This is a genomic window from Aliiglaciecola sp. 2_MG-2023 (genome assembly GCF_030548145.1).
In the GTDB taxonomy this organism is placed as follows: Bacteria; Pseudomonadota; Gammaproteobacteria; order Enterobacterales; family Alteromonadaceae; genus Aliiglaciecola; species Aliiglaciecola lipolytica_A.
Map to the genome: position 1 here is coordinate 208,531 of NZ_JAUORY010000005.1, position 12,666 is coordinate 221,196.

General features: G+C 40.1%; 8 protein-coding genes. 1 reads left to right on the forward strand and 7 read right to left on the reverse strand.

Features of this window, described 5'->3' with window-relative positions:
• Window positions 1–69 precede the first annotated feature (69 nt).
• From Q4567_RS07455 to Q4567_RS07480, 6 genes are all read right to left on the reverse strand, one after another.
• Window positions 70–1,023, reverse strand: coding sequence for a universal stress protein (locus tag Q4567_RS07455; protein ID WP_216046618.1), 954 nt, complete (start codon window positions 1,021–1,023; stop codon window positions 70–72).
• Complete coding sequence (locus Q4567_RS07460) at window positions 1,010–2,728, reverse strand: cation:proton antiporter (RefSeq protein WP_368509177.1); 1,719 nt, start codon at window positions 2,726–2,728, stop codon at window positions 1,010–1,012. Before Q4567_RS07460 ends, Q4567_RS07455 begins: the two co-directional genes overlap by 14 nt.
• 326 nt (window positions 2,729–3,054) lie before the next feature.
• Window positions 3,055–4,797 (reverse strand): potassium/proton antiporter, encoded by a 1,743-nt coding sequence (locus Q4567_RS07465; protein ID WP_216046619.1) that lies wholly within the window; start codon window positions 4,795–4,797, stop codon window positions 3,055–3,057.
• A 160-nt stretch (window positions 4,798–4,957) separates the two neighbouring features.
• A complete protein-coding gene (locus tag Q4567_RS07470) occupies window positions 4,958–6,082 on the reverse strand; it encodes an ABC transporter permease (protein ID WP_303499950.1) in 1,125 nt (374 codons plus the stop codon).
• 3 nt (window positions 6,083–6,085) lie between these two features.
• A complete protein-coding gene (gene rbbA, locus Q4567_RS07475) occupies window positions 6,086–8,857 on the reverse strand; it encodes a ribosome-associated ATPase/putative transporter RbbA (RefSeq protein ID WP_303499952.1) in 2,772 nt (923 codons plus the stop codon).
• Window positions 8,844–9,881, reverse strand: coding sequence for an HlyD family secretion protein (locus Q4567_RS07480; protein ID WP_303499954.1), 1,038 nt, complete (start codon window positions 9,879–9,881; stop codon window positions 8,844–8,846). Before Q4567_RS07480 ends, rbbA begins: the two co-directional genes overlap by 14 nt.
• Before the next feature lie 589 nt (window positions 9,882–10,470).
• On the opposite strand from Q4567_RS07480, the gene Q4567_RS07485 reads away from it, so the two are divergent.
• Window positions 10,471–10,998: a GNAT family N-acetyltransferase gene (locus Q4567_RS07485; protein WP_216046623.1), complete on the forward strand. Its 528-nt coding sequence runs from the start codon at window positions 10,471–10,473 to the stop codon at window positions 10,996–10,998.
• Window positions 10,999–11,048: 50 nt separating this feature from the next.
• Here the strand turns inward: Q4567_RS07485 and glgC are convergent, their stop codons facing one another.
• Window positions 11,049–12,356, reverse strand: a complete 1,308-nt coding sequence (gene glgC, locus Q4567_RS07490) for a glucose-1-phosphate adenylyltransferase (RefSeq protein ID WP_216046624.1) — start codon at window positions 12,354–12,356, stop codon at window positions 11,049–11,051.
• Window positions 12,357–12,666: the final 310 nt, after the last annotated feature.

Consider the following 12,666-nt stretch of genomic DNA (forward strand, 5'->3'; position numbering starts at 1 on the left):
CTAATAAGAGCTATTTTTAGTAAAGGAGATTAGTAACAACAGCCACCATTTAAATAACCGTTTTAATGCTTACGAAACCGGAGATACAAAGCCTTTAGGTTTTATCGCTAACACTGAACTTTGTAATTGATAAAGAATAGTCTCAGCAGTATTTCCAATAACAAGCCCTGCAATACCTGTCCGTGCAACGGTTCCCATAACCACTAAATCGGCTTTAATGCTATCGGCTATTTTAGGCAATTCCTGACCGGGGTTGCCTTTACTTATGTGTGAGCGAAGGGATAAGAAATTGAAAGCCTCCTCTCCTATTTTTTGTTTTAACTCATCAAATATAGAATCCATCCTAAATTTTCTATTACGGTACTCCGACTCGTATAATTCTCTTTCAACTTTTTCTGGTTGTTCGACCCAAAGGCTAATAAATCCAGCATCAGGCACGTCATACGCATTTACTACGTGCAATGTGGCAAATTCAGACAAGGATATTGACCCTGCGAGTTCAATGATCATGTCATTTAATTCATCGTTACAGGTTTCATCATCTTCTGAATCAAAATCAACCGCCGCCATAACGTGTTTATATTCAGCCTGTTCATCTTTTTTCATTAACCACACTGGGCAAGGACAATTGCGTAGTAATTGCATATCATCACTGCCGATTAAGCGATCTAACCAGCTAACTTTATCAGCCTCTTTTACCACCAAATCATATTTTTGAGAAAGAACGGCTCGGATACTTTCTAAATACCTTTTACCTACTCTGACTTGAGCTTTTGCGTTTACCTCGTTATCCAAGGAAGCAATCAACTGTTGTAAATTTTCGAGTTCACTATTGAGGATATTTTCTTCGAGTTTGTGCTTATCAATACCTGTACTTTTTGGAAGAGAAAGTTTAGGAAGCACATAAAGCAAGGTTAAATCTGCTTGGTTGTTTTTAGCAAGGGAAACTGTTCGCATTAGTGCGGGTGAAGGTTCGTTCATGTGATTGCTCATTACGTATAGAAAGTTCTTAAACCTTTTCATATTGAGTATCTCCTATTACATTTTCATTTGATTGCACATAAAGTCCATCGAGTAAAACACTAGCTGCCCGATCTGCGGTATCTTGGAAGGGTTCTAAAATCAGTTCAACACCAAGTATGGCTAACTCTTCGCTATCATCGCTACTATGTGAAACAGCGCCAAGCTTGCCAGTGAAACCAGCAACTTGAGTTAATTGAACTATGGTTCTTCGTGTGTCTTCTGCTGATAAGCCAGTTTGGTGATGCGGGATGGTTGACAACACCCATTTAGCGCGTTTGAGGGGTAATTCAAGAATAAATTCGGCATCAGTTGCGTCGCCATACTCGGTACTTAGACCCAGATAATTCCAACGTTTTATCGCAGCAGGATTAAAATCGACGCCTAACACTTTGATTCCTTTCTGTTTCAAACGCATGGCAATAGCGGTCCCCAAACGGCCTAGCCCAAAGATAATCACCGAGTAATCTTCACCGGAAAGGTGTTCAGTGGCTTTTTCTCGAGGTGCCCCAGGACGCTCAAACCAACTAATAAAGGGTTCAAAAAATCCATACAATTGATGGGAATAAGTGATCATATAAGTTGATGCTGCGATAGTGACAATGCCGACTAAAGTCACTAATCCTAAAATATCTGAGGGTACATGGCCTAAGCTGATACCCATAGCAATAAAAATCAATGAGAATTCGCTTATTTGTGCCACTGTCAAACCTGCTAGAAATCCGGTCCTTTTGCGATACCCCAACATCCCCATAATAATCATAACAATTAGAGGATTACCAATAAGCACAAACAATGAAAATAGGATTGCGCCTTGAAAATGAGAACCCAGTAGGGTCAGATCTAACGAAGCACCTAACGCAACAAAAAAGAACAATAATAAAAAATCACGTAAGGGCGCGAGTCTAGCCGCAATACTTTCACGATATGGCGTAGAGGCTAAAGAAACGCCTGCTAATAACCCCCCTACTTCCATGCCCAACCCCACTAGATCACCAATTGCAGCAAATAACGCTGCTTGTGCTATAGCATAAATAACCAATAATTCTGGGGCTTTTGCTAATATTTCAGTAAGGGGATTGGCAATATAGCGAACAAAAACGATCACAAAGCAAACCAAGCCAACTCCTGAAGCTGCTACCTGTAAGACAGATGAATCACCACCATGACCAGAACCAATACCGATGGCGGCCAAAACGATCATAGCTAACACTACGACCAAATCTTGTACTATCAAAAACCCTAACGCAATTTGACCGTGTAAGGAGTCGATTTCACGCTTATCTGACAGAAGTTTTACAATAATTATGGTGGATGAAAAAGTGAGTGAAACAGCTACATATACACTAGTAATCTGATCTAAACCTATGGCTAAACCAATGTAATATCCCACTAAAGAAGTAAAAGCAACTTGCCCAAGACCGGTTAAAACCGATACCCCGCCAATGGATTTAATCAATTTAACATCGAGTTTGATGCCTACTAGAAACAACAGTACCGCTATACCCAATTCAGATAAGAGTTTAATTTGTTCTTGAGAATGGACGATATCTAAAACCGATGGGCCAGCGACTAGACCTACAGCAATAAAACTGACAATAAGAGGTTGCCGCAAAAGCAGGCCGATAAAGCCTAGCAAAGCGGCTAACACTAAGAGCGCCGCAATTTCTGCGAAAGATGATCGAGAAATAATATCAAAAATGTTCACAACAGCATTCCTATTCCTTGTAGTCGTGTCGATTCATTATTTAATTGATAGTAACCTGACTTATCCATTTAATGTACAACGCACCACCGCTGCTCATTGAGAGTTTAATAAACCTAACCCCCCCTTTATCAAGTCTTCATCTGCAATTTATGCCAACCAGTAATAGCGCAGCTTTTAGCGGCAGAAACTGTCCAATTCAGTGAAACAACTTTAGTCAGTTAAGGTTTCATTAATAGCTTTTAATTATACCAGCTAACGCATTATTGAGAATTATTTTAACCGTCTCTTTTGTTTGTAAATTGATAATGGTTGAAGGCTTATTCATGTCAAATTTTGTCTTCAACCGCTTTTAACTTTAAACCTACAGATACAATATGATCGCCATTAACTTCTCGAACAATTAGCTTAACTTGACCTAGTTTTACATGATCTCCAACCACGGGCTTACCGTGAAAATGATTGATAAGGTAACGCTCTATAGTGACGCCTTCATTAGACGGGGCGACGTCGAACCCGTAGACGTGAGCTATATCGGTTAAGCGTGCCTCTGGATTCAAAACAAACTCCCCAAAGAAACGGTCAGATTCTAAGAAGGACGAATGCGCAGCAGAAGCGAAAAAACGGCCAAATGCAGGTCTTGCGCTACTGGTAGCCAAAATCATCACTTGATCATCCCCTAACAATTTTTCGTGCTCTTCAACATCGGCAAGAATACCTCTGCGAATAACCCCAACAATCTGACTTCCTTCAGCTGACGGCAATTGTTTAATAGTCGACTCAGCCGCGCGACTCCCGGCTAGAACAGGATATATAAGGAGTTCTTTATCCTGTTCATGTTTTATCTTTAACTGTAAATATTCAGGCTCTTTTGCCGTTGGCGGCAATTCAATTTGCAACCATCTCGCCATTGGAGCCATTGTCCAACCTTGTAACACTAAAGAAATTAAAACCACAAAGAAAACCAATTCAAAATAGGTCTGTGTGTGCTCTAATCCGGCCAATGATGGGAATAGCGCTAAGATAATTGGAACCGCACCACGTAACCCACACCAACTAATAAAGGTTTGTTCCCGCCATGGAAAGTGAAAAGGCAGTAACGAAATCAATACTGCCAATGGTCTGGCGATAAATATCAGTACAAAAGCAATTGCCATAGCCGGAATTATGATCGGGACCAGATTACTTGGCGTAACCAAAAGGCCTAGCATTAAAAACATACCAATTTGACTCAACCAAGCGATACCATCATGAAATCTATGGATATCATTGCTATAAGGAATTGAAGTATTACCAATCATTACCCCAGCAATAAAGATCGCGAGAAACCCACTTCCATCCCAAAGTGTGGTCAAACCGAACAGGCTAATACCGCCAGCTAACGCCAATAATGGATACAATGAAACAGGCAGGGGTACGCGTCTTAACAATTGTGACAGCACATAACCGCCTGCAAAACCTATGGCTAGACCCAGTCCCATTTGACGGAAAAGCTCATTAAATATTGTCCAACCCTGACTACCATCACCACTAAGTTGTATAATTTGTACTAAAGTAATGGTTAAAAATATGGCCATGGGATCATTTGATCCAGATTCAATTTCGAGGGTGGCTCCAGTACGCTCTTTCAGTTCTAATCCAGCATTCCTCAATAAGCCGAATACTGCTGCAGCATCAGTAGAACCAACAATTGCACCAATTAGTAAACCTTCTTGCCATGGTAATCCTAAAATCGCATGGGCGGCATAACCGGTGATGCCGGCGGTAATTAAAACGCCAACAGTAGCTAAAGATAACGCTGGCTTGAGGCTTACACGAAAAGTGTCTTTACGAGTACCTAAACCACCGTCAAAAATGATAATGGCTAATGCCACATTTCCAAATAGGAAAGCGAGGCTAAAATCATCAAATTTCACCCCCCCTAAACCTTGTTCTCCGGCAAGCATGCCTAACAGTAAAAAAACTAAAAGAATTGGAGCCCCGATGCGACGAGTGAGCACTGTCGCAATAACACAAAGTAAAGCGAGAATAGCCGCGCCAAATATATTTTGGTATATGAGATCTATTGTCATAATGTTCCTAATTAGCCCAAACTTCAGATAAGTATTGTTTCCTAACAACGCTATTTTATTAGGCTAAATTTACTAAAATTCGCTTTCACTTACATATTTTTTAATTATCTAGTGCTCCTTAATAATAAATGAAAAAGGTTAATTTTATAACCAAAAAGAATTAGTGCTCTGCGGCAATGCTTCTGCGAAATAATGCCAAGCTTGAAAAGAAGAAAACAGAACCCAGCCCAATCATATATAGCAGTTGTGGCCAAACAATGACTAGGTCAGCACCGCGAAAGACCACAGCTTGTGCGAACGCCATATAGTGTCGAGACGGTAAAAGCATAGTAAAAGGTTGAATGATATCCGGTTGGCTCTCTATGGGGGTTAATCCACCTGACAGTAACATCATCGGGATAATCACGATCATTAACAGTAATGCAAACTGAGCCATAGTACGCGCAATAGTACCAAGGAAAATACCAATGGCTGCTGCTGCAAATAAATAAACCGTAGTACCGGCAAGCAATAACCATCGGGAACCAGTAATTGGCACATCCAATAATGTACTTACAACCAACCACATAGATATAGAGAACGCGATCAGAATGATAAGACCATTTGCCCACACTTTAGACATCGCTATCTGAAAAGAGTTGAGAGGCATAACCAACAAATGTTCAATGGTTCCATGTTCCCGCTCTCTTAAAAGTGCTGCCCCTGTGAGTATGATTGTAAGCATCGTAATTTGATTCAGTAACGCATTAATTGCACCAAACCACATACCAGTTCCATTTGCGTTAAATGCACGTCGAGAGACTAACGTCACCGCATATGTTGTATCTTGGTCCGATCGATTTACGTAATGATTAACTTCTTTATTCACAATAGTCTGAATATAGCTATTTCCAAGGCTAGCTTGCGAAACTGCTGTTGCGTCAACATCGATTTGCACAGTCGGTTGTCGATGGCCGCGCACATCTTCTTCAAAGTTTGGCGGGATCGTAACGACAAAAATAAAACGATCATGATCCATGGCTTCATCAATCTGATCTGCACTAATCAGTTCTGGTTGTTTAAAGTATGGTGGATAGAGTGCATTGGTAATTCTTCTCGACAGAGCTGAATTATCTTCATCGACAATTGCCACTGATGCGTTATTGACCGACTCACTGATGGCTGTTGATTGTAGGTATATATCGAGACTGAATGAATAGATGACCAGCCCCACTACGACAAAGTCTCGCATGACTGTGCGTAATTCTTTAGTACCGAGGTAGAAAATGTTCGACCACAATTTCATCGGTTACGCCTCTTGTTTCTTCAATATGACCGAGGCCATCAATACAAATAAGGGACCAAAAATAGCCAGAATAAAAAGATCTTGGGCTAAATCATTGAAGCTTAAACCTTTGGTAAAGGCCGCTACACTCATATGCATGTAATAAGTGGCAGGCCAAAGTGAACCAATAAATTGGCCTATCCCTTCTAAGGTCGAGGTTGGCTGTATTATTCCTGAATATTGGATAGTGGGCATTACCGATAGTACTGTGGTTGCAAAAATAGCAGCCACTTGTGATTTCGTCATTGATGAAATTAACAATCCAAAACCGGTTGAAGCACAAACATAAAATAACGCGCCTAAGCTCAAGCCCAGTAAACTTCCTTTTAGTGGCACTTGAAGTAGGAATACAACCATCAATGTCAGAATGAAAAAATTGATTAGCCCAATGCAAATGTAAGGTAATTGCTTGCCAATTAAAAATTCCAGTGTGCTGGTGGGCGTTACATAAAAATTAGTAATGGTACCTATTTCTTTCTCGCGGGAAATACTAACTGCCATCAGAATTGCCGGAAAAAGTAGCAATAACATTGCCGGCGTTTTGGGTCCTATAGAATAAATAGTCTCAAACGAAGGGTTATAGCGATATCGCGACTCTAACGTAACATTGTAATAAGCTGAGGCATCAATACCGGCCTCGGTGGCCAGCAACGTTAGGTATTTAATATGACCACCTGCAACATAGCCTTCAATGGTGCCTGCTCGTGTGGTATTCGCGCCATCTATCCACGCAGATACGCTAGGGGTTTCACCTTTTTTTAAGTCTCTACCAAAGCCTGGAGGAATAACGATGGCCAAGGTGATGTCATTGGATTTTAAGCGCAATTCCAATTCTTCTTGGGTGTGTAATTCGCCTTTTTCAATAAAATAGCGTGACCCCTGGAAATTACTAATATATTGACGACTTTGTGGGGTTTGATCGTGATCAAGGACCGCGAACGTTAAGTCTTCAACATCCAGCGAAATGCCATAGGCAATCACCACTAACAAGATCGCACTGCCTAAAAAAGCAAAAGCTAATCTTATCGGGTCACGTATGACCTGTTTGCTTTCTAAAAAACTATATGCAAATAGCCTAAATAAACTAAATTTCTTAGGAGGAACATGGGCTTCTTGCTCACTAGGCAAGTCGCTGGCGATATCCAGTTTCACGTCCATTTCTGAATTCTTATCGCTAGTCTGGCTCTCGCCTATTGCAGCTTGAATATACTCAATAAAAGCATCTTCCAACGAATCTGCGGCTTTTTCAGCAACCAAATTTTGTGGCGTATCGCAGACTAATACCTGGCCAGCATGCATCAAGGAGATACGATCACAGCGCATTGCTTCGTTCATAAAGTGAGTGGAAATAAAGATGGTAACTTTGTCACGTCGGGACAATTCGATTAACAATTCCCAGAAACCATCGCGAGCAACTGGATCTACTCCTGAGGTAGGTTCATCTAATATAAGAATCTCTGGTTCGTGAATAACAGCCACAGCAAGTGACAGCCTTTGTCGTATGCCTAGTGGCAATGATGACGCTTGTGAAGCTCTAAACTCTTCCAATGCAAAACGTTTTAGCAACGAATCAATTCTGTTGCGCATTTTAGTACGAGGTAAGTGAAACAATTTAGCGTGTAGGATGAGGTTTTCTTCAATACTAAGTTCGCCATACAACGAAAACCCTTGAGACATAAAACCGACCCGTTTACGGGTTTCCAGATCAGACGCATCTACAGCTTGTCCAAAAAGAAAGGCTTTCCCCTCAGAAGCTGGCAATAAGCCAGTTAACATTTTCATTGTGGTGGTTTTGCCACAACCGTTTGAACCTAAAAAGCCAAATATCTCCCCTGCTTGAATATCAAAACTAACCTTATTAACCGCTGTAAAATCACCAAACTTGCGGGTTAAGCCCTCAGCGACGATAGCCGGCGTAGCATCTGATTGTTCAAATGGTGGAATAACTAATTCGATGTCTTTTTTCTGGATATCTTCTGGTAACAGTTTAACAAATGCGGCTTCAAGATTGTCAGTACCGGTTTTTGTTTTCAGTTCGTTTGGGGTGCCAGTTTCTAATATAACCCCATTATTCATCGCTACTAGCCAATCAAATCCTTCAGCTTCGTCCATATAGGCGGTCGACACAACCACTGTCATTGAAGGCCGTTCTTGACGAATATTGGCAATTAGTTGCCAAAATTGACGTCGTGATAAGGGATCTACCCCTGTGGTGGGCTCATCCAAAATGAGTAGGTCTGGATTATGTATTAGTGAACAGCACAGACCTAACTTTTGCTTCATGCCGCCAGATAGTTTTCCTGCAGGTCTGTCTAAAAAAGAATTTAAACCAGTAGCAAGGGTTAATTTTTTAATTCGGCTTTTACGCTGAGCGGCACTTAAATCAAATAATTTACCGAAAAAATCTAAATTTTCTTCGATACTGAGTTCTGAATAGAGATTTTTACCCAATCCTTGAGGCATAAACGCTATCCGCGGACCAACTCTATTGCGATGGTCTTGCGACCCCATATCGCCACCGAGCACCTCAAGTTGTCCTTGTTGAAGCTTACGTGCTCCGGCAATTAAACTTAACAAGGTAGATTTACCCACCCCGTCAGGGCCTAATAGCCCTATCACTACACCTGATGGAATATCTAACTCTATACCATCTAAGGCCAGAGTATTTTTATATATATGTCTAACGTCCCGAATCTTAGCAACGGTAGACTGAGTGTCTGCCTTAGCGCTTTCCATTAGTTACCGTTTTTTCAGATAAATTCAAAGCGGGTGGAAAGTTTTGTAAATACTCAGGCCATTCTGACGGAGACTCATTATCAGTGGGCGCAAGACGCACATAGGCAACCCCACGAACGCCAGTTTTAACTTGTTCAATATGGGATAACACTAATTCTTGAGGAATTCTTACTTTCACCCGAAACATCAGCTTATCTCGCTCACTTTGCGTTTCTACTTGTTTTGGCGTGAATTGAGACTCCGGAGATACAAAGCTAACGGTGGCTGGAATAGGATAATCGAGAATATCAAGCTTGACACGCGCCTCTGCGCCAATAGCAATACGATGTACTTGACTAGAAGGCAAGAAAATCTCCATATACACGTCTGCTAAATTAATGATGGTCAATACTTTGCCGCCGCTGCCTAAAACTTCACCAGGCTCTGCAAGACGATAAAGCACTCGTCCAATACTTGGTGATACTAAAGTGGCATCTTCAATTTGCGTTTGAATTTCATGCACTCCAGCTTTAAGTGCATCCACATTTCTTTGGCGAGAAATAAGCATCGCATCAGCAGCCTCCACTGACGCATCAGCAACCGCTAAAGCACTTACCCGAGTGTCGTATGTTTCTTTGCTAATGGCCGATTTTTTAATTAAATCACTGGCCCGAGATAACTCTTGTTTAGCTAAAAGTTGTTGGGCTTTAGCTTGTGCGATGGAGGCTTTAGCGGAAGCTATTAGACTCTCACCTGCAGCCACATCGGCTTCGGCACGCAGTAATTGGGCTTGCAATTGGTCGGTATTGATACGGGCTAACGCTTGTTGAGGTTGTACAAGGTCACCTTCAGATGCAATGACCTCTTGCACGCGGCCGGCAATCTTGGTTGAAATATCCACTTGTACAGCTTCAATACGACCGTTACCTGAAGCGAAATCAGAAGGTAAAGAAGGTTGTTGGATATAATCCCAAAGCAACCAAAACGCGACCGCTACGATTACCAATAATACTGCGCTAAAAGGTAATTTATTACCTTGCTTCATTGTTTGTCCTTAACGTTACTTTTTAAAATTTTTCTTAGACAAGCGGGAGCGCTAAAATAGATTGGTTACAAGGTGGTTTATGTTCTTCAATCACTTTGTCACCAATGCTCTACTCGTTTAAGTCATGGTTTTATCATTTTTAAAATCAATAAAGTTGAGAGAAAATTGAGTGATTTCACACGCTTTTAATCGAAACGGTCTTGAGCATGTTTTAATGTGCATAGGCGAAATATAATTGTGGATACTACTCAAGATTGAAGCTGTAAACAAAGTTAAAGATCAACAACAATTTGTCTAATGTACGGAATTTTAATATTGAATGGCTCCTTTATAAATTAGCGATTCCTCTTACTAAAATGTGGAAACTACGTATAGAAGAGAACAAATTATGCAAACTTCACGTATTTACTTAGTTAACCATCAATTTACGCTCATAATTTATGCTAATAAGTGAAATTTTTAAGGGGTAATTGAGCAAAGTATTAAGTAGTAACCACAATATGTTTTGCATATTCCCTTATTGTTGCTGTTGAGGTCTATACTATACTAATCGATTAGGAGAGTGTTTTGTTACCAAAGAGTATCAATTATGACAGTAAGACTTACCACCGATCATTCCCATTTAAAAATTGGCAAACTAGATGTCACAATTCGCCCCATTTCGATTGATGATCAAAACATAGAAGCTGAATTCGTTAAAAATCTTTCTGCGCAAAGTAAACACAACCGTTTCATGGAAGGGATAAGAGAATTATCTCCATCAATGTTGAAAAAAATGTGTGATATCGACTATGTAAATAATATGGCCTACATTGCCACCATTGAAGAAGATGGGAATGAAACAGAAATTGGTGTGTGTCGCTATGTGAATGGTAAGCAAAAAAATGAACGGGAAATGGCGCTCGTTGTAGCCGATAAATACCAACACCTTGGTATAGGCGCTGAGTTATTTAATCATCTATATGTGCATGCTAGAGCAAATTGTATTAAAAGACTGTATTCCATTGATTTACGCAGTAATACCAAAATGCATGAGTTCGCACAAAGTGTGGGAATGAAAATGGAATTAGATCCAGAAGATGATGCGCTGGTTATATACAGTATAGAGCCCTGCTAAAACGGGGCTCTATGGATTTACAATATGCAAGCTAACCAGCACTCTGTTGTTTAAGCTCTTAACCTTTTGTGTTGGTTATTCTGTTCATATATTTCGACTTTATTAAGTTCGCTTAACATATCACTTGTTACCAACACAACTCCTCCCTGACTTATTCGAAATCCTCTGGCTTTGTCTAACTTAGTGTCAATGCCTATTTCAAAACCATCAGGTATCTCACAATCTGCGTCGATAACAGCTCGGTAAATTTTAACATTTTTACCAATTTTCACATGGGGAAGAATTACCGAATCTTCCACAAAGCTGTTATTTTCTATGTGCACATCAGAAAACAATAGAGATTGTTTGACAATAGCGCCCGATATTATGCATCCACCTGAAACATTGGAATTAACGGCATAACCACTTTGTTTTTCTTCATCGTAAATAAATTTAGCAGGGGGAGATTGTTTCTGATAAGTCCATATTGGCCAATCTTTATCGTATAAATCAATATCTGGCGTTGCTGTAACTAAATCCATATTTGCCTGCCAAAATGAATCTAAAGTGCCCACATCTCGCCAATAAGTTGCCTCATTTGGGTTTTCTGAGCGGAATACAAACGCTTCTACGTGATTATTTTTTATCACATTCGGTATAATATCATGACCAAAGTCGTGCTGAGACTCGTTATTTTTTGCATCTTCAATTAGCTTTTCAATCAAAAACTCAGTGCTAAATACGTAATTTCCCATAGAGGCTAAAGTTGAACCTGGTTTGTTTTTCATAACCCAAGGATTAATTGGTTTTTCTTGAAACTCAGTAATTCTGCTATTTTGATCAACGGACATTACGCCGAATTTACCTGCGGCTTCTTCAATTGGCATTTCAATACAAGATATGGTCATATCTGCTCCACTTTGTGCGTGTTGAGCAAGCATGTCTCCGTAATCCATTTTGTAAATATGATCACCAGATAATACAACCACATATTTTGGGGCGTTTTCACGGATAAACCGAATATTTTGATAAAGTGCATCAGCGGTACCGGCATACCAACTTGATGAGTATTGTTGAGACGCAGGAAGTAATTCTACAAATTCCCCCAAATCTCTATTCAAATGTCCCCAACCTCTGGCCAGATGTCGTAATAAGCTATAGGCCTTATATTGTGTCATTACACCTATTTTTCTAATTCCTGAATTAACACAATTCGACAACGGGAAATCTATAATTCTAAACTTACCGCCAAAATGAACAGCCGGTTTTGCCTGATGTTGTGTCAATTCACATAAACGACTTCCCTTCCCTCCAGCTAAAACCAGAGCTAACGTATCCCGTGTTAAATGACTTACATACCGACTATTTGAAATTACCATCTGCCTTCCTTTATTTCTAAAAATATAGTTAACGCTCGGATTTTGAAAAATGTTGTTAACATCTGTAGAAGATATAGTGTTAATTTTTTAAGGGGGTGTCGTAACGCCAATAAAACTAAGTTTACGGTTCACATCAGGATTGGGTTATTGGAGATTTCTCGTAATTAATTGTGGGAAATACGTACTTTTGAATCATGTTTTTGTGGGGATTATTTTTTACCAACCGTTTTTTGTCAAAAAACGGCTTATTAAAGCCAAAACATCCGAAAATTAAAGACAATTTGCGCAATTGGGAATTTATCTAATGTAA